At 39.5% G+C, this 19,086-nt stretch carries 20 protein-coding genes and 1 other annotated feature; of the genes, 6 read left to right on the top strand and 14 right to left on the bottom strand.

Features of this window, described 5'->3' with window-relative positions; translation table 11 throughout:
• Position 1: 1 nt before the first annotated feature.
• Genes MKY51_RS03550 through MKY51_RS03540 form a run of 3 tightly spaced genes read right to left on the bottom strand, consistent with a single transcriptional unit; the run spans position 2 to position 1,849 of the window.
• Positions 2 to 997 carry a stage V sporulation protein AD gene (locus tag MKY51_RS03550; protein ID WP_339175338.1) on the bottom strand — a complete coding sequence of 332 codons (996 nt, stop codon included), beginning with the start codon at positions 995 to 997 and terminating at the stop codon, positions 2 to 4.
• The gene (gene spoVAC / locus MKY51_RS03545; protein WP_339175336.1) at positions 991 to 1,446 is read right to left on the bottom strand and encodes a stage V sporulation protein AC; all 456 of its coding nucleotides are present in this window, start codon (positions 1,444 to 1,446) and stop codon (positions 991 to 993) included. Before spoVAC ends, MKY51_RS03550 begins: the two co-directional genes overlap by 7 nt.
• Position 1,447: 1 nt before the next feature.
• The gene (locus MKY51_RS03540) at positions 1,448 to 1,849 is read right to left on the bottom strand and encodes a YhcN/YlaJ family sporulation lipoprotein (RefSeq protein ID WP_339175334.1); all 402 of its coding nucleotides are present in this window, start codon (positions 1,847 to 1,849) and stop codon (positions 1,448 to 1,450) included.
• Between the two features lie 162 nt (positions 1,850 to 2,011).
• Here MKY51_RS03540 and MKY51_RS03535 point away from each other — a divergent pair, with 162 nt between their 5' ends.
• Positions 2,012 to 2,539: a CotY/CotZ family spore coat protein gene (locus tag MKY51_RS03535; RefSeq protein WP_339175333.1), complete on the top strand. Its 528-nt coding sequence runs from the start codon at positions 2,012 to 2,014 to the stop codon at positions 2,537 to 2,539.
• A gap of 99 nt (positions 2,540 to 2,638) precedes the next feature.
• Here MKY51_RS03535 and MKY51_RS03530 read toward each other — a convergent pair whose 3' ends face one another.
• From MKY51_RS03530 to MKY51_RS03505, 6 genes are all read right to left on the bottom strand, one after another.
• The gene (locus tag MKY51_RS03530) at positions 2,639 to 2,965 is read right to left on the bottom strand and encodes a 4-diphosphocytidyl-2C-methyl-D-erythritol kinase (RefSeq protein ID WP_339175332.1); all 327 of its coding nucleotides are present in this window, start codon (positions 2,963 to 2,965) and stop codon (positions 2,639 to 2,641) included.
• A gap of 40 nt (positions 2,966 to 3,005) precedes the next feature.
• Positions 3,006 to 4,376 carry a magnesium transporter gene (gene mgtE / locus MKY51_RS03525; protein WP_339175331.1) on the bottom strand — a complete coding sequence of 457 codons (1,371 nt, stop codon included), beginning with the start codon at positions 4,374 to 4,376 and terminating at the stop codon, positions 3,006 to 3,008.
• Positions 4,377 to 4,575: 199 nt separating this feature from the next.
• Positions 4,576 to 5,460, bottom strand: coding sequence for an RluA family pseudouridine synthase (locus tag MKY51_RS03520; protein ID WP_339175329.1), 885 nt, complete (start codon positions 5,458 to 5,460; stop codon positions 4,576 to 4,578).
• Between the two features lie 11 nt (positions 5,461 to 5,471).
• Positions 5,472 to 6,266, bottom strand: a complete 795-nt coding sequence (locus MKY51_RS03515; RefSeq protein WP_339175327.1) for an NAD kinase — start codon at positions 6,264 to 6,266, stop codon at positions 5,472 to 5,474.
• Entirely contained in the window at positions 6,266 to 6,943 is a 678-nt protein-coding gene (locus MKY51_RS03510; protein WP_339175326.1) for a GTP pyrophosphokinase family protein, read from the bottom strand. The genes MKY51_RS03515 and MKY51_RS03510 overlap by 1 nt, the downstream gene beginning before the upstream one ends.
• A 155-nt stretch (positions 6,944 to 7,098) precedes the next feature.
• Positions 7,099 to 7,545 carry a hypothetical protein gene (locus MKY51_RS03505; protein WP_339175323.1) on the bottom strand — a complete coding sequence of 149 codons (447 nt, stop codon included), beginning with the start codon at positions 7,543 to 7,545 and terminating at the stop codon, positions 7,099 to 7,101.
• Between the two features lie 106 nt (positions 7,546 to 7,651).
• Here MKY51_RS03505 and MKY51_RS03500 point away from each other — a divergent pair, with 106 nt between their 5' ends.
• The 4 genes from MKY51_RS03500 (at position 7,652) to MKY51_RS03485 (ending at position 10,569) form a co-directional block, all read left to right on the top strand.
• A complete protein-coding gene (locus MKY51_RS03500; RefSeq protein WP_339175322.1) occupies positions 7,652 to 8,239 on the top strand; it encodes a CYTH domain-containing protein in 588 nt (195 codons plus the stop codon).
• 8 nt (positions 8,240 to 8,247) lie between these two features.
• Positions 8,248 to 9,042, top strand: a complete 795-nt coding sequence (locus tag MKY51_RS03495; protein WP_339175320.1) for a lytic transglycosylase domain-containing protein — start codon at positions 8,248 to 8,250, stop codon at positions 9,040 to 9,042.
• 310 nt (positions 9,043 to 9,352) lie between these two features.
• A complete protein-coding gene (locus MKY51_RS03490; protein WP_008403570.1) occupies positions 9,353 to 9,751 on the top strand; it encodes a hypothetical protein in 399 nt (132 codons plus the stop codon).
• Entirely contained in the window at positions 9,748 to 10,569 is an 822-nt protein-coding gene (locus MKY51_RS03485; RefSeq protein ID WP_339175318.1) for a DsbA family protein, read from the top strand. Before MKY51_RS03490 ends, MKY51_RS03485 begins: the two co-directional genes overlap by 4 nt.
• 766 nt (positions 10,570 to 11,335) lie before the next feature.
• On the opposite strand, the gene pepF is transcribed toward MKY51_RS03485, so the two are convergent.
• The 4 genes from pepF to spxA form a co-directional block, all read right to left on the bottom strand.
• Positions 11,336 to 13,144 carry an oligoendopeptidase F gene (gene pepF / locus MKY51_RS03480; protein ID WP_339175316.1) on the bottom strand — a complete coding sequence of 603 codons (1,809 nt, stop codon included), beginning with the start codon at positions 13,142 to 13,144 and terminating at the stop codon, positions 11,336 to 11,338.
• Positions 13,145 to 13,198: 54 nt separating this feature from the next.
• On the bottom strand, positions 13,199 to 14,326 hold the full coding sequence (locus MKY51_RS03475; protein WP_339175315.1) for a competence protein CoiA family protein: 1,128 nt from the start codon (positions 14,324 to 14,326) through the stop codon (positions 13,199 to 13,201).
• Positions 14,327 to 14,483: 157 nt separating this feature from the next.
• On the bottom strand, positions 14,484 to 15,137 hold the full coding sequence (gene mecA, locus MKY51_RS03470; RefSeq protein WP_339175314.1) for an adaptor protein MecA: 654 nt from the start codon (positions 15,135 to 15,137) through the stop codon (positions 14,484 to 14,486).
• A gap of 312 nt (positions 15,138 to 15,449) precedes the next feature.
• Positions 15,450 to 15,848, bottom strand: coding sequence for a transcriptional regulator SpxA (gene spxA / locus MKY51_RS03465; RefSeq protein ID WP_008403575.1), 399 nt, complete (start codon positions 15,846 to 15,848; stop codon positions 15,450 to 15,452).
• Positions 15,849 to 16,313: 465 nt separating this feature from the next.
• Positions 16,314 to 16,530: a binding site (T-box leader), on the top strand.
• 63 nt (positions 16,531 to 16,593) lie between these two features.
• Here spxA and trpS point away from each other — a divergent pair.
• Complete coding sequence (gene trpS, locus MKY51_RS03460; RefSeq protein WP_339175312.1) at positions 16,594 to 17,583, top strand: tryptophan--tRNA ligase; 990 nt, start codon at positions 16,594 to 16,596, stop codon at positions 17,581 to 17,583.
• Between the two features lie 244 nt (positions 17,584 to 17,827).
• On the opposite strand, the gene fabF is transcribed toward trpS, so the two are convergent.
• Positions 17,828 to 19,069: a beta-ketoacyl-ACP synthase II gene (gene fabF / locus MKY51_RS03455; protein ID WP_339175311.1), complete on the bottom strand. Its 1,242-nt coding sequence runs from the start codon at positions 19,067 to 19,069 to the stop codon at positions 17,828 to 17,830.
• Between the last annotated feature and the right edge of the window lie 17 nt (positions 19,070 to 19,086).

Below are 19,086 nucleotides of genomic sequence, written 5' to 3'. Positions count from 1 at the left end.
CTCACCCCATCCCGATTTCAATTGCATGTGCTGTACACGGAATTGATTCGCCTTGTTGAAATGATAGCGGTGATAAAAGCGCACCTGTTGCCACTAGTAATACACGCTTGTAACGCCCGCTTTTAAATTGTTCCATCATATAGCCACTGTAGACGGCAGCAGAACAACCTGCACCACTCGCCCCGGCCAAAAATGCAGTATCTTCACCGTAAAATTCAGCACCGGCATCACGGAATCTTGATAAATCTTCTTTTTTCACACCGCTTTGTGCAAACATCGCAATTAAAATTTTCAAACCGATTTTTCCTAAATCACCAGTCATAATGACGTCATAATCCTTTATTGTTTGTGAACGCTTTTTCAAATGGGCCTGAATCGTATCAAATGCTGCCGGTGCCATTGCCCCACCCATATGAAATGGATCTGTTGCTCCGTAATCAATTACCTTTCCAATTGTTGCGGCTTCTACATACGGAAGCTTCGGCTGATGCTTACCAACTAATACAAAGCCTGCTGCCGTTACAGTCCACTGAGCAGTTGCAGGCTTTTGACCTCCATAATCAACCGGGTAGCGGAATTGGCGTTCTACCGAGTTATGCTGGCTTGATGCACCTGCAATAGAAAAGTCACTGGCACCCAGCTCTGTCAATAATGAAGCAATAACTATAGAAGAGACAGATGTTGCACAGGCAGAAAAAAGACCGATAAACGAAACCGCCAGTTCCCGGGCTGCAAAGTTTGTAGGTGTCATTTGATTGACCAAATCGCCACCAAGCAAATAATCAATATCCAAATTTTTTAAGTTCGATTTTTTTAAAATGATCTGACATGCTTCAGAAATCAGCACGGCATTCCCTTTCTCATTCGAATCTTTTTGCAACCGTTCATCGGTTGATATTTTGTCAAAATATGTTTGAAAGACACTCCGCTTCTCCAAAGGCCCTACTACAACACCTGAGGAAAGAATGGATGGCTTTGACTGAAAGACAATTACCACGCCGCGACACCTACCGATACTAGTATTAATTTAATCAAGGTTACAAAAAAGGCCGATACGACCCCAAATAAAATAACAGAGCCGGCAAGCTTGAACATGTTACTCCCTACACCTAATACAAGTCCTTCCGTTTTTCCTTCAATTGCGGAAGACACAACAGCATTACCAAAACCCGTTACCGGAACTGCACTTCCAGCTCCTGCAAATTGACCTAGTTTACGATATTGTCCAAAGCCTGTAAGAAGCATGGCGATAAACACCATTGTTGCCACTGTTGGGTTACCTACCGTTTTTTCCGTAAAATCAAAAAACATCATATAAAAAAAAGAAATTGCTTGTCCCACACAACAAATTACACCGCCAACTGCAAAAGCTTTTAAACAATTGATGGCAATAGGCGATTTCGGTGTAATCTGATCTTTTAATGTATTGTATTGTTGTTCTTTCAAGTTACGTTTCCTCCTTAGCAAGCTTTTTTAATGCATGCAGTTCTTTCAGCATTTTTTTCTGGTCTTTTTCTTCCATCAATTTAGTCGATTCCCAAAACATTTTAAAATCCGCGGAAACATTGACTTTGCTATCGGAAAATTTATCTTCCAACTTCTTTTTCCAATCCTCTTCAATTTTTTTGCGGTTCCATTTTTCAAACGGTTTTAATTGCATTGCCACAAATAATTCATCTTCAATTACTAAAAGATTCGCTTGTTCAATTGCATCATCTTCCTTTAAAAGTTTTTCTATTTCCTGCTGATTCTGTTCATTGTCTGTCAGCGCATACGTCACAACTTTCTCCCGGTCATTGCAGCCTGCAAGAATTAAAAGCAAACTCAATGTCAAAATTGCCTTCCACATAGCAGTCCCCCCTTTTGTCCATTTTTCTCCAAGTATAACCGGTCGTATTTTGAATTATTCATCGCCCAAAGAAGTTTGGGAAAACCTGTTCATTCGCCCGATTCTTTTAGAAACCGGGTCATATTATTAGTAAGAGTTAAGTATACAGGAGGTGAAAAATTTATGGGTTGTGGAAGAGGTAATAATGATGTAGGTGGAACTGGTGGACATCACCAATCACGTGGCTGTGTTTGTGAGGTTGTCCGTGCGATTTTAGAAATTCAAAATGCGGCAGTACAGGATGAATGCAGTCGCTGTACAACAAACTGTTTCTTAGAGCCACTTGGTGGAATTGTTAACCCATCACGTTCAAATGTCGACACACGTGTATTTACTTTATTAAACAAGGATGGCTCTCCATTCTTTGCTACATTCACTACAGCAGATGGCCACGCTTGTCCTTGTGTATCAATGTATTTCCGTGTTGAAGACGTATTCGATGGCTGCTGTGCAACATTACGTGTTCTTGTACCACAAGATGACAAAGAACATGCAGTTGATTTACTAAACGATCACGGAACAGCTATTGATTTCCGTCAAGTATGTAAAGTGACACAATTTGAGGCTTCAGATAGCTGTATCACAGTTGATTTAGATTGCTTCTGTGCTGTTCAATGTATCGATGATGTGTACCTTGGCATTTGTGAATAATTCATATTAATAACACATCTCGCGCTCTATGTGCGAGATGCTGTATTTTCTTTTATGAAGAAACTAAAAAAGAGGAGCCATTAACTTGGCTCCTCCTTTTTATAAAGTATTGTGAATTAACACGATCTCATTAGCTTTTATCCAGCGTTTTGTATCATTGCAATTCAGCAAAACTTGACTACCACTTATTTTATCGATGGATCCGTGAATTTTTTCACCTGATTGCATTATAAATACCAATACCCTCGGCTCTTTCGTCGGTTTCGAAAAATAATGGAGCTGTCGGGCAATAAGGGCATTTTCAATTTTTTCAGTGGCAGGTCGTACATAAATTGATGTACTTTCTTCCTCTATTTCGACTCGTTTTTCTTGTATATAAATCGGACTTGCAATAAAAAGTAATGGGTGAATTTCCACATTCCACATCCTTTTTCATACAATATGCAAAGTCTTTTCAAATCGTTCCTTACAGAATCCGGCTAATAAACGATGTTGCAAGCCCAAGATAAATAATAATACTTGTGACGTCATTCAACGTTGTAATAAAAGGTCCTGATGCAACGGCAGGGTCAACCCCCATCTTATGCATTAAAATGGGAATAAACGAGCCGGCAAGTGTCGCAACGATAATCGAGCAGCAAATCGCTGCTCCGACAAGCAGACCGATCATTAATGTTCCCTTCCAAAAGAAAATGATGCCGACAACTATTGCACCGCTCACTACCCCCATAATAAGTCCTGTACTTAATTCCCGCATGATCAGTTTTAATTTACTTTTTCCGCCAATGTCCCCGGTTGCAATCCCTCTTATCGCAACAGCCAATGCCTGGGTTCCACTATTACCGGATGTACCGGAAATAAGCGGGATAAATGTTGCAAGCAAGGCGACTTTATCGAGTGTGGCTTCAAATATTCCCATAAGTCCCGATGTCAGCATTCCTAAAAACAGTAAAATAATAAGCCATGGCAAGCGCTTGCCTGCCGCGCGCAAAGGACCTGCATCATTATCATCCATGTCCGCAATACCTGCCAGCTTGGAGTAGTCGTCTTCTGCTTCTTCTTCAATGACATCGATAATATCATCGACCGTAATAATCCCTTGAAGCTCTCTGTTTTCGTTGACGACCGGAATGGCCAGTAAGTCATAGTCCTTAATCAGATTCGCGACATTTTCCTGGTCATCCGTTACTTTTACGGATAGGACACGTTCACTCATGATATCCCGGACATATAAATCACCTTCCGCGACAATTAGTTGTCTTAACGACATGACACCAAGTAATCGATGTTCCTCATCCACTACAAAAATATAGTAAATCGTTTCGGCCGTTTGGGCTTCCTGCCGCAGCACGCGCATTGCTTCGCGAACTGTTGCACTTTCAACGACCGATACATATTCTGTCGTCATAATAGCCCCGGCTGTATATTCTTCATAGCCTAAAAGCTCATTAATTTCATCGACGGTTTCTTCATCCATCATGTCCAAATAATTTTCACGTTGCTCCGTATCCAATTCATTGAGGATATCTACCGCATTATCGGTATACATGAAGCCAAACATGGCCGCACCGTATGATGGATCCATCTCATCTAGATATGTTTTATATTCATCGTCCTCGATTTCAGTTGTTTCAAAAATGGTTGCCATTTCTTGAGGAGACAAGTAACGATAAATAATTTGCCGTATGTCAGGGCCCACCTCTTCGTAAAACTGTGCCTGATCATATGGATGAAGTACAAGGAAATGTTCGCGGAATGCTTCAATATTTTCTTCATCAAGCAGCATTCGCAAAAACGCTTCATCGTACTGGATTTCATCATTTTTTTCCTCTATCATGCTTGCCCCCTCCTTTCAACTATTCATAACGAGTTATTTTATGATGTATTACCTGTCCTCGTCAAGACTATTACGTGTTATCATTACTTTTTTCGTATGTTCCCATAATCGACTAACGACTTACGTAATTTTCTTCTCAACAGTATATTCCCATTTTCACCAAAAATAAAAGATGCCAATGAAATCTTGGCATCTTGCATTAGTTAATCAATGAAGCAATCTCGTCCGGCAGCTTGCTTTCAAAGTGTACTCTTTCTTTCGTTAACGGGTGTTCAAATTCAATGTAGCGGCAATGGAGTGCCTGACGGTCAATGAATGTATGATTGCCCCCGTATAATTCATCCCCCACTAATGGATGGCCAATATAAGCCATGTGAACACGTATTTGATGGGTTCTTCCTGTATGAAGCTTCAGGCGAATATAGGTCATATTATTTTTACGAGCCAGCACCGTTACATCCGTATGGGCAAATTGTCCATCCGGCCGTATTTCACGTTCAATAATACTCGTATCCTTCCGCCCGATCGGTGCGATAATGGATTGCTGAGCTTGTTCAATGATTCCTTCTGCTACCGCTTCATATTCACGGTGAATTTGTCCCTTTTTTTGCTGTTCACTCATTAAATGATGGATATGACGATGCTTCGCTATAAGCATCAGCCCGGATGTATCACGGTCAAGTCTTGTTACGATATGAACAGTCGACGCTAGCTGCTGCTGTTCAAAATAGCCGTATACAAGGTTTGCAAGCGAATTATTCGGGTGTTCCCGAGAAGGAATCGAGCTCATAAAGGCCGGTTTGTTGACAAGGAGCACTGCCTCGTCCTCATACACTACAGACAATTTTCCTTGTACCGGTATCAGCCCTTCGCTTGCTTCTTCTACCGGGAAAATAATTGTCACAACATCGCCTTCTGCCAGACGATGCCGCACATTTCTTTCTTCTCCGTTAACTAAAAGTGCCCCACCATCAAATTTAATGGCAGTCAATGCACGCTTTGAAATGCCCCAGTGAGCAATTGCGTCACGCAAAAGCTCCTGATCGACCTTATTGGTAAATTGTAATTGAAATCGTTTATCCATAGTTCCTCATTCTATTCATTCGAGATAAATGAATCATGCACACGTTCCCAAAACGGGAACGGTCTGAAACGTGCAAAACGCACTTTTTCATTTGCCACATTAAATGTAATGGACTTTACATCTGTTTCCGTCATGCTAATATGATCGACCGTCATATTAAATTGCTGTTCATGTACGGGTTTTAGTACACAGTTATGATGTGCCGGCAATACTAGGGAAGACCCTACTGTCCGGAACACACGGTTGTTGATCGATGCCATTTCCGTTATTTGCAAAGCCTGCAATGTCGGGTGAATAATCGCTCCGCCCAGCGCTTTGTTGTAAGCTGTACTGCCCGAAGGTGTCGAAATACATAAACCGTCCCCACGGAAGCGTTCAAAATGTTCGCCGTTCAGTTCCACATCCATCACAAGCGTTACGTCCGGCGACTTAATCGTCGCTTCATTCAACGCCAGAAATGTACTGGATTCGGAATGCAGGCGGTGTACCTGCACTTCCAGCAACGGGTATTCCACGACATTGTATTCCTTTTTGGCAATCGACAATACTAACTTTTCCAGCTCTGAAGGTTTCCAATCGGCATAAAAACCTAAATGTCCTGTATGGATCCCGACAAAAGCTGTTTTATCCAGACGGTGCAAATAGCGGTGGAAAGCATGGAGTAATGTTCCATCGCCGCCAATCGAAAGAACAATTTCAGGCTCTTGTTCATCAAATTGTAAACCGAAATCAATTAAATAAGATTTTGCGAGCTCCATCAATTCATTTGATTGGTCATCTCTGCGTGATTGTATTGAAAACTTCATTATTTGTCACGCTCCTCTTTGTCAGTTGACTTATGGATAGCTGTATTCGTTGCTTCTTTTATTTCACTGAAATATGCCTGCGCCTCTTGAATCTCACTTCTAATGGAGGACATTTCTTCATCTAACCGGAATGCTGCCTCGGCTGCGCTTTGCAGTCGATTTTTTATTTCTTCAGGGAAAATCCCTTTATACTTATAGTTCATAGAATGCTCAATGGATGCCCAGAAGTTCATTGCCAATGTTCGAATTTGAATTTCCGCCACGACTACGATGCGCCCTTGAATCGTTTCAACCGGATACTCAATAATCATATGGTGTGAACGATAGCCACTCGGTTTACTATGTGTAATATAATCCTTTTCCTCGATAACTCTCATATCATTACGCTGGCGTATTAGCTCCGTTACAGTAGCAATATCATCAACGAACTGACACATAATCCGTACACCGGCTATATCTTGCAATTCATTTCCTAAAAGCGCAGTCGGTTCGAATGGTATCCCTTTATCAAGCGATTTGTCATATATACTGGCAAGTGGTTTTACACGGCCTGTAACAAATTCGATTGGCGAATTGGCACTCATAATACCAAATTGCGAACGCATCCCTTTTAATTTAATTTTAAGTTCATCCACAGCTTGTCGATATGGACTCAAAAATACTTCCCACTGCCCCAATTAAAAAACCCCCCAACTAGAAATAGTTCATACCTGTCACACTATTTCATCAACACGTTGTTTCAAACAATTATACTTCTTGTAGACGAGAAATACACATTTCACACTTAAATCACGTAAAATGGCTATTTTTCTTGTGATAATTAAGTTTTATGCTATTTATTAAAGAATTCGGCAAATGCCTTTTCAATATTTTCAACAAATTGATCTCCATAGTTGCTGTTGCCTTCAATATTATAAAGCAATCCTTGTAATTCATCAGCAAATTGTTGAAGCGGCAGCAGACCGTCCTCCACTTTCAAGTATGCTTTTTGTTCTGCCAATAACATTTGTAATAGCTGCGACCATACATTTTTCCCAAAGCTTAAATAACTGTATGCCTCATTTTCTTCTATGATATAAAGAAACGCCTCATTATCCGAATCGACAATCACTTGTCCTGTCGATTGCAATTGGCTAAGTTGTTTCTTTTCATTTAAAATAAAATAGATTTCACTATGTACTACTTCAACATGATCGATTATGTATACGTTTCGCAATGAATTAATCTCCTTTTTCTTTTCATCACCGAAAATTTTCCGATAATAAAATTGATGATTCATCTACCCTTCACATTTTACCATAGGACACTCGGTTGGTGCAGAAACGTTTGACTTCTTTCAATCATCGGAATTTAATTCAATACTATTAATAAAAAGGACGTTGACAATGACACAGCAAATTGAAATAGAATTTAAAAATATGCTAACAAAATCGCAGTATGAACAGCTTCTCGAAACGTTCTCCATAAAGAACGAGCAAATTATCCGCCAAGCTAATCATTACTTTGATACAAAGGAAAGCCATTTAAAACAACTTCACAGTGCTCTTCGAATTCGTGTTACAGAAGATTCGATTGAATTAACGTTAAAAGAAAAAGCTTCCAAGCATCAGCATTTAGAAACGACTGACTATTTAACAAGTGAGGAAGCAGACCATATGCTGGCAGGTAAAGGAGTACCCGCGTATTCTGTAAACGAAAGGCTTGCACTATTTAAAATTCCCGTTGCCGATTTACAATGTTACGGAACATTGACGACCGACCGGGTGGAAATCCCATACAAAGGCGGTTTGCTCGTATTTGACCATTCTTTCTATTTGCACTGCGACGATTATGAGGTAGAATATGAGACACATGATGAAGCAGTCGGAAAACAAATTTTCTCCGAATTTTTGGCACATCATGAAATTGAGCCACAGCCTGCGCAAAAGAAAATCGTGCGCTTTATGACGGCTTTAAACAATCAGAAAGGCTAGGTGCTGTGATGGATATTTCATCAATGAAAACATTGCTCGAACTTCAGGCAATTCAAAATTTAAATACATCCAATCAGTCAAGCTCAAGTGTATTATCATCATCATCATCATCATCATCTACGTCGACTTTATTTTCCGATTTAATGAGCGACATTTTAGACGGACAATCTTTATCAAGTTCACTGAATGGACTCGGTGATGTGAGCACTTTCCAGCAGTTAACGGATTCATCACAAACTTCTAATTCGCAGCAAAACTCGGCTGCTCAAAACTATATCGCATCATTTTTGTTGAATAATTCATCGAACTTGACGAATTTACCAGGGACATTCAGCAGTCTCTCAGCAAGTAATGATACATCAACAATTGAACAGTATATGACGGATTTCACAAGAAAGACCGATGTTGCAAATTTCTTTGCCGGAGCTGAGACTTATCAAGCTGAAATAACTGCAGCTGCCAAGAAATATAATATACCTGAAAAACTGATCACTTCTGTTATTAAACAGGAGTCTAATTTCAATGCTTCTGCGACAAGCGCTGCCGGAGCATCCGGTTTAATGCAGCTTATGCCTGCAACAGCACGCTATTTAGGAGTGTCTGACCGTTTTGACCCTGCACAAAATATTATGGGCGGCGCAAAATATTTACGCCAAATGCTTGATCAGTTTGATAATAATGTGGAAACAGCGCTTGCTGCCTATAATGCGGGTCCCGGAAATGTAAAAAAATATGGGGGGATCCCTCCATTCCAAGAAACTCAAAATTATGTCAAAAAAATAATGAACTATATGAATGTGTGATGTTATTAAAAATGCAGTGAAAATTTGAAGACGAAAGCCAAAAGGGATGTTTGGGATTTAATTGTAAGTACTCCTGATATGTTCTAATTTGGATTAAATGGAAAATTGGTGTGAACATCTATTAAATCAACTATTCCACCGTGGTGTTAATAGATGTGAAATGCCCTTCAAATTTTTTGGCAGGGCACTTTATTTGTTAAAACGGCCTTACGTTGCTAGAATGATTGTATCGCCTAAATGAAATTTACATTACTTACATGACATTCATATTTCATATACTGGCAAAGAAAGACACAAAGGAGTATAACTAATGAATCGAAAATATACGATTCCTTATGAGGAACTCGGTGCTGAAAAGCTTTCTGAATTAATTAACGCGTTCTACTCTCGAGTGGCGAAGCATCCTTTATTAATTCCTATTTTTCCTGAAGATCTGACGGAAACAATTCGTAAACAAATACAATTCCAAACGCAGTATCTCGGGGGCCCTAACCTTTTCTCAGAAGAACACGGCCATCCGATGATGCGTGCTCGACATATGCATTTTAAAATTACACCCGATCGTGCCCAGGCATGGCTTGAATGTATGGCAGAGGCGATGGACGAAGTGGGCTTGGACGGAAAATTCCGTGAAGTTTACTATAAGCGTCTCGTTATGACTGCTCACCATATGGTCAACGCCCCAAATGATGAGGAGGGATTTGAGTGAATAATATCCAACTTTTACAGCAACCTGTAGCACCCTCTACATGTAATAAACCGATTGAGCTTTATATTTTTATTGACCCTCTTTGCGAGAAAGCATTATCCCTACAAACAACAATGCGAAAACTGCAAGTAGAATACGGTCATTACTTTACATGTCGATATGTCCTTAGTACGGAACTCGCTGCCCTTAACAGCATGACGAGCCGGATGAAAGGCTGTGTTTCCGGAGCGGAATTGGATATTACACATCCAGCATTACCTTCAATCGCTATTAAAGCGGCCGAACTTCAAGGAAAGCGGGCAGGTTTCCGCTATTTAAACAAAGTCCAGGAAGTTGCAACACTTAATACACGCAATATCAATTCCCATGCAACATTAATTGAAATTGCACAGCAAGTCAGCCTGGATATGGATGAGTTCGTGTCCGACTTTGGTTCAAAAGAAGCAGCGCGTGCCTTCCAATGCGATTTATACTTAACTCGCGAAATGGAAGTTGAAGAAATACCAAGCATCGTATTTTTCAATGAGTGCATTGAGGATGAAGGCCTGAAAGTAAGCGGTTCTTATAATTATGAAGTTTACGAGCATATTTTAGCAGAGTTGCTTGGGGAAGAATTAATTCGCCAACCGGTTCCTGCATTAGACGAGTTATTCGATCGTTTCAGCACCCTTACAACAGCTGAAGTTGCCGAAATCTACTCGATCAATGAGCAACTGGCAGAACGCGAATTAAAGAAACGTATGCTTCAGCAAAAAGTAGAACGTATTATGACCGACGAAATTACACTTTGGCGTGCAAAAGAACGTACGACCTATTAATTTATTTTTAAAACGAACTTATATGATATTTTCACCAGCTGTGCATTTGTGCAGGCTGGTTTTTTTAATTTCCGGGGTTATTCGAAGTTCCGGAAAAGAGCTATGAATCGTTTTATAGTCGTGAGGATAGACATAGGTATAATTGCTCCTCTATACAGTCGTAAAGGCCTTAATCGGGCACTCACTGGCATTTATCCTAGTGAAATTTTAAAAGCTGTTTTAAGGGGTTTAGGACCGTTTAAAATAACATACCCTTTATTCAACAATTAAACCGGAAAAATAGAAGTTAATGGGATGGAAGTAGAACATTTGCCAGGGAATAGAGAACGTTCTTCTTCTTTATTCCAGGCATCAAAACGTAAACAAAACAAAAGAGGCGTCTTATTCTCGAGAAATAAGACGCCTCTTTTTCACAAAGGGGATGGGAGAAATGTTCACGTTCAAACAAAGGGGTGTATGTTTGTTATGTGATTTATTTCACGAGTATTACTCTATCATGGAATAATATTTCTTGCAATGTATCTTTCACAATTTCACAAATTCGTCATATAGTAAGCGTTTCCATATGCATAAATGAGGTTTAAAAAAAATTGTCATAAATTCGCGTTTAATTCTCTCCGTCGAACGCCGATATATCAACATTCTTTGAACTTTTACCATTCATCGTTTCCACGATTGGAATTTTACCATTCTCTATATTTTTGAAGTAAAATTCCATTTTTTCAAGCAAAAAACGCACCTGAAACAGATGCGTTTTCACAAACTATTAATTATTCAATAATAATTTTTCAAGCTCTTCTAACTTCTCTTCAAATACTTGGCATGCCAATGCGATCGGTTCCGGAGACTCCATATCTACACCTGCAGCTTTTAATACTTCGATCGGGAAGTCCGAGCAGCCAGCTTTTAGGAAGTTGTTAATATAGCGCTCAACTGCCGGTTCGCCTTCTTCTAAAATTTGTTTTGATAATGCCGTTGCCGCAGATTGACCTGTTGCGTATTGATATACGTAATAATTGTAGTAGAAGTGCGGAATTCTTGCCCATTCCAGACCGATTTCCTCATCTACAGTCATTGCATCACCAAAGTATTGTTTGTTTAAATCATAATAAATGGATGTTAATTTTTCTGATGTAATCGATTCGCCTTTTGCATCTAATTCATGAATCATATGCTCAAACTCAGCGAACATCGTTTGACGGAATACTGTACCGCGGAAACCGTCCAACCATTGATTTAGTAAGTAGATTTTTTGCTTATCATCATCCAATGTTTTCATTAAATGATCGAATAATAGTTCTTCGTTACATGTTGAAGCAACTTCCGCAACGAAAATCGAGTAATCCGCATATTGATAAGGCTGGTTAGCACGTGAATAATAACTGTGCATTGAGTGGCCGAATTCATGTGCCAATGTATAAAGGTTATTCACGTTATTTTGCCAGTTCATTAATACATACGGATTTGTGCCGAACGTTCCTGAAGAATATGCACCGCTGCGTTTTCCTTTGTTTTCAAGCACGTCTACCCAACGGCTATCCAGACCTTTTTGAACGATTTCCTGATATTCTTTACCAAGTGGCGCAAAGCTTTCTACCATCGTCTTCTTCGCTTCGTCATATGTTACTTCCATTTTCACTTCTTTAACAAGTGGTGTAAACAGATCGTACATATGCAGTTCATCTAAACCAAGCACTTTTTTACGAAGCTCTACATAACGGTGTAATGCCGGTAAATAGTCATGGATTGTCGAAACAAGCTGATCATACACTTTTTCAGGAATGAAGTTATTGCTTAATGCCGCATGGCGAGCCGAATTGTAATTACGAACTTTTGCATTGGCATTATGTGCTTTTACATTCCCTGCTAAAGTTGTCGCAAATGTATTTTTGTATTGACCATACGTTTTGTAAACAGCTTTAAATGCTGCCTCACGCACTTCACGGTTGTCGCTCTCAAGCATCGTAATATAGTTACCGTGCGTAATTTGTACTTCTTCCCCATCTTCCCCTTTAATTTTCGGGAATTCTAGATCGGCATTGTTTAAAGCACTGAATGTTTTGCCGGATGTTGATGTAACTTCAGAAAATTGTGCCAGCAATTCTTCTTTTTCCGCAGATAAAATATGAGGGCGGCCCAAATTCAGTTCTTTTAGGCTTTGTTCATATAATGAAAGTGGTTCATAGCTTTCCACATAGCTGTTCAATGTTGCTTCATCTAATGCTAAAATTTCAGGCGTAATAAATGACCACGCTGCTCCTGCATTTGTCAGTACAGAGCGAATACGACCATCAAGATCCTGGTATTTACTATTCGTCGTATCCTGATCATGCTTTAAATGAGAATACACATATAGCTTGCTCAGACGCTCGTATAGTGCATCGCTGAACTGCAATGTATTGTATAAGCTTTCCGCACTTTCCGCTACTTTCCCTTTATATTCCGGAGCTTTTTTTGATAATTGTTCTACTTCTTTCAGCTCAGCTTCCCAAGCTTCATCGGATTCAAAAATCGTTGTTAAATCCCAAGTTAATTGCTCAGGTACTTCTTCACGCGTTAAAATTTGCTTTGCCATTTATTTGCCTCCTACTATTCCGATATTCGAAATTATAAATCTATTTAAACAATTTCAACATCCAAATGCAACCAATTCGTCGTACAGAACATTAAAAAGTTGTTCTTCGGGTATATTTTCATCCAGTTGCTCTACTTTGAGATGTTTTAAAATTGTTAAATAATGTTCCACCGCTGCTTTCCGTTCATCCGTCAGCTCCATTTGATACCATTTGAAAAAATAAGGAATTGCCTGTACATTCATCGTTTCAGGTGTGAGCGCATGGCAGTTCATAAAATGAAAAAGCCCTACTTGCCATTCTATACAAAATCGATTAAAAGCATTCGTATTATAGACAGGAATTCCTAAAATAGCCGGCAAATCCGACATCAATAGCCTTAACTCATAAATAGAACGGAAAAATCGGTCATTCACTCCTTTTTTGCTTAGTAATAGACGAGGACGGATATATCGCTCCCGGTACTTCCTGTAGTTTTTTAACAACAGATGAAATTGTGATTTCGTTATTTTTTCTGGGACTAGGAACGGGAAACGTTGTTGACTGAGGGGGAGTGGTTTAACAACAGCAAAATACTGCAATTTATGAAGGTGGATCAAATTACTAATATAGTAGAAGGTTTTGCCTTTCACATCATAGGTGATGAGGAAATTCTGCTTTTTATACTGTTGCATAAATTGAATGTTCGTATGATTAATGGAAACTTTTACAATACCAGGACTTTTAAATTTCTCGGGAGTGTGCAAAATCCATATCGGTGTTATACCAGCATTCAAATAGCCGCTTGTACGCTGTTGAAAAGATGGATGTGCGATTGGACTGCACTGAAATTCAATGGCATATTGATGGTCTTTAAATATAATAAGAAGATCGGGTCGCTGTTGAAGCTGTGGTAAATATGGTTCAAGGACAGGACTTAGCTGAAGGCCCGTAAAAAGTTGAAAAAGCTGTTGTTTCCCGAGCAGATGGACAGCAGACTCCCCTTCCGAAAATAAAGAATCGCAATCGCTATTTTTTTGATGGGCAAAATGGGGAATTTTTATTTGACCGGCCTTTAATAAAAGGCGTTCTCTGCATAAAGGACAAAAAAAGGATTGCTGTTCTTTTAATTTTTGCAGTTCATCCGGCGGAAGTTTTGACGTTAAATGAAATAATTGCTGTTGTTCGTTCATGGCGACGAGCATTTGCCTCGACTCCTTTTTATCCATCTTATTGAAATGCATAGTCTTTTTCAACTTATGAATAGTAACTATTGGAAACTTGCTTTTTCAAAGAATTCCTTCCCATAGACCAATACAAAAAAGCCACCTAAACTCAGGTGGCTTTCGTAAACTGCTCTTCCTACTCAAAATACGTAATGATTGTTTCGAAGCAGTCTTCAGCAATGATTGTTTCCCCATACTCTTCAAGGCGATGCGCTGTAATTTTGGAAGCCTGTAAATATTCAGTACATAAAGCGACGATATTTCTCGCTTCCTGGCTTTCCAAATCTTTTAAATCTACATATAAATAGTAGTAGTCCTCCCATTTATACAACACAGACTCTATTCCTAAAGGTGCTGCGCGTTTTGCAAGAGGTATTAGTTCGTCAATATCTTTAAATCGGAATCGTGCGTTTTCAAGCGATTGTTCTTCCTCTTTTGCCGCTTTGCCAATCGCATTGAAGATCGATTCTTCCATTTCATTTAATTGATCTGATATATGAAGGTCATCTTCAAAGCTGCCGGGCATTGAAGAAGTTTCGGAGTCATTACCTACAGACGCGCGTGTAACAACGACTTCCAATCCACTTTCTGAAGCGTTAATATGAATCCAAATTGGACCATCTAAATCGAAATAATCATCTGTATTTATTTCACCAATGATATCCCAGAAAAGCTCTTCACCTTTTGCGCGATTGTACCAGATTTCTTCGCGTGTATAACCGCGGTCCTCGATATCACTATACGTAATAAATAATTTTAGCGTATTTTCATTAATGCGTTCGATGTCCATTAGACCTCAACTCCCTTCACAGTCATTGTATAGAACGTCGCTTTATTTCCAAGTGGCATACAATATGGCGTTCTATTGCATCGGAACCCAGATACTTTTAATATTAGAAGTATCTATAACTCTATTGTATGATGGATTGGATTAAAATGAAAAGGAAAAACATTATTCATCGTAAATTATTTGAATAATTGAAATTGTATTGCACGAAACACTTTAAATCAAGTCCTTAAGGTCTCTTTCTAATATGTTCTAAAATAAAAAAAAGATGCTACAATTGCACAATATGCATCCGTAACATCATGAGCGATCTATTTAATTAACCATGCGTTGGGCTTCTTGCAACTGGTACGCTCGTACTTTACGAGGCAGGAATCGACGAATTTCGTCTTCGTTATAACCGACTTGCAGACGTTTTTCATCTAAAATAATCGGACGACGTAATAGTCCCGGATATTCCTGAATAAGCTCATATAATCGTTGTAATGGCAATGTTTCAACATCGACATTCAACTTCTGGAAAATTTTCGAACGTGTTGAGATAATTTCATCGGTACCATCTTCTGTCATTCGTAAAATTTCTTTGATTTCACTAATTGTAAGTGGCTCGGAAAAAATGTTGCGTTCTGTATATGGGATATCATGTTCCTCTAACCATGCTTTTGCTTTTCGACATGAAGTACAACTTGGTGAAGTAAATAATGTTACTAACATTGGCTCACTCCCTCTCTAATTGATTTCAATTCAATTGCTAGATGCTGCTCCTGTTAATATGGAAGCATAAATGTATAAGTAAAACTTAATTTAGAATTAATTTAATTTAAGATTCTGTACCCATTATACATGAATAACCCATGTTTGAATATACATTGTCAATAAATAATTCAAGTTACGTAATAAATTTTATTACGCATTTCTCTCTAATAAGCACCTTTTCTATAATTTTGTGCCATAACAAATTTTACCCATAAATTAGTAAAATAAAACGTATAGATTTCCGAAGTTTTTTCTCAATTATCAAATCTTAATTGAGAAAAAAGTCAGATAATATGGCGCGATTTCTTATAATATAATTAACTATTTACTACTATTTCCATTTCCATTTCATTTTATTCCTTTTTCTTTAAATAAAACAATTGCTTTCTTTTCATGAGTTACGTTATAATCCTTTCAAGATTATGAAAAACGATGACGAAGAGTAGTACATTTAATAAGAATGCCTAGAGAGTCTGTGGTTGGTGCAAACAGATCATTCGTTAAATGGAATGGACTTCCGAGTTAGCTTGATGAACGTTTCTATTAGTAGTCCAGCTCGTCGCCTTCACGTTACGAAGCAAAGTGGCCAATTAAGGCAAGCTGGGTGGTACCGCGGATTTTAACATCATTCGTCCCTTCTATTTTCGAATAGAGGACGCATGATGTTTTTTTATTTTCATTTGATTTGAAGGAGGAACACCCAATGAAAACAATCTTTTCAGGTGTACAACCAACAGGAACTATTACATTAGGGAACTATATCGGAGCCATCAAACAATTCCCAGCGCTACAGGAAGACAATAACGCCATTTATTGCATTGTGGATCAGCATGCCATTACTGTGCCACAGGATCGCCTGGAGCTTCGTAAAAACATTCGCTCATTGGCTGCAATGTATATTGCATGTGGCATTGACCCGAAAAAATCGGTCTTATTTATACAGTCAGAAGTCCCTGCCCACGCACAAGCCGGCTGGATGCTGCAGTGTGTCGCATCAATCGGCGAATTGGAACGTATGACACAATTCAAAGACAAATCAACAGGTAAAGAATCCGTTTCTGCCGCACTTTTAACATACCCGCCGTTAATGGCTGCCGATATTCTTCTGTACAATACAGATATCGTACCGGTTGGCGAAGACCAAAAGCAGCATATTGAATTAACGCGCGATTTGGCTGAACGATTTAATAAGCGCTACAATGATGTTTTAACGATTCCTGATATTCAATTGCCGAAAGAAGGCGCCCGTATCAAATCATTGCAGGAACCAACGAAAAAAATGTCAAAATCGGATACAAACTCTAAAGCGACGATCCGCCTGCTTGATACAGCTAAAGAAATCGAAAAGAAAATCAAATCGGCTGTAACGGATTCTGAGGGAATCGTTAAATTCGATATTGAAAACAAACCGGGTGTATCAAACTTGCTTATCATTGAATCTGCCTTATCCGGAACAGCAATTGCAGATTTGGAAGCGAAGTATGAAGGCAAAGGCTATGGTGATTTTAAAGCTGGAGTAGCACAGGCTGTTATCGACCACTTAACACCAATTCAGGAACGCTATTATGCACTGATTGACTCACCGGAACTTGATGAAATTTTGGATGAGGGTGCAGTAAAAGCGAATGCCATTGCCTCTAAAACGCTCAAGAAAATGGAGAACGCGATGGGCTTAGGCCGTAAACGACGCTAATCATACCGCCAATCGCAACAAGCAGCATATACAACTCTGCTCCATGTACAATGTACATTAATACAGCATGCCATGAATAACCGAGCGTGCGGTAATTCAAGTACAAAATCATATTACTGATCGACATGACACTGAGCCCATAAAAAAATAAAAAAAGTACGAAACGTGTCAAAACACCATCCTTCGTACAACTATACGAAAAACGAACGTGCGATAGAAGAAGCACGTTCGTTTTTTATCATTATTAATCTGTAAATTTTTTGAATAGTAAACAAGCATTATGTCCGCCGAAACCAAGTGAATTGCTTAACGCATATTCCACTTCTGCTTTTCTTGCGGCATTTGGTACATAGTCCAGATCACATTCCGGATCCGGTTCATGTAAATTCATAGTTGGCGGCAAAATGCCTTCCTTCAATGCTAGTACCGTGAAGATCGCTTCAATACCACCCGCTGCCCCTAATAAATGGCCAGTCATACTTTTCGTTGAGCTCATCGCCAACTTATAGGCATGGTCACCAAACACAGTTTTAACTGCCTGTGTTTCAAATAAGTCATTATATGGTGTACTCGTACCGTGTGCATTAATATAACCCACACGGTCAGGTGATACTTGTGCATCATCGATTGCCATTTGCATTGCACGTGCTGCACCTTCACCATTTGGAGCCGGTGCTGTAATATGGTGGGCATCCCCTGTCGAACCATACCCAACTACTTCGCCGTAAATTTTTGCACCTCGTGCTTTCGCATGTTCATACTCTTCCAGTATTAAAATCCCCGCACCTTCGCCAATAACGAAGCCGTCACGGTTTTTATCGAATGGACGTGATGCAGTTGCCGTATCCGGATTCAACGATAACGCTGTGTTTGCACAAAAGCCTGCTACCGCCATTGTGACGATTGGCGCCTCTGCTCCACCTGTAATCATGACATCCGCGTCGCCACGCTCAATTACTTTAAATGCGTCACCAATCGAGTTTGTTCCCGATGCACATGCCGTTACGGAACAAGAGTTTACCCCTTTTGCACCAAGATAAATCGAAACTTGTCCAGAAGCCATATCCGGAATCATCATCGGTACGAAAAATGGACTTACACGGCGAACACCGCGTTCCTGGAAAGTTAAAAACTGCTGTTCATGTGTTTCCATTCCGCCGATCCCTGAACCGATCCATACACCTACACGCGGCGCCATTTCTTCAGTAATCGTCAAGTTGGCATCTTTTGCGGCCATCATGGAAGCAGCGATCGCATAATGTGTAAAGCGGTCCATTTTGCGTGCTTCTTTCTTCTCGATATAATCTTCTATATTAAAATCTCTTACTTCTGCAGCTACAGAAACTGGAAATTTACTCACATCCACACGTGTTAATGGTCCAATACCAGACTTGCCTGCAATTACATTTTCCCATGCTTGCTCTGCACTGTTTCCTACTGGCGATACTGCACCGATTCCTGTAACAACAACTCTTCTTTTCTCCATTATTTAACACCCTTTTC

Origin of the sequence: Solibacillus sp. FSL R5-0691 (genome assembly GCF_037974225.1) — a bacterium.
GTDB lineage: Bacteria > Bacillota > Bacilli > Bacillales_A > Planococcaceae > Solibacillus.
This window is presented reverse-complemented; position numbering and strand designations above follow the sequence as displayed.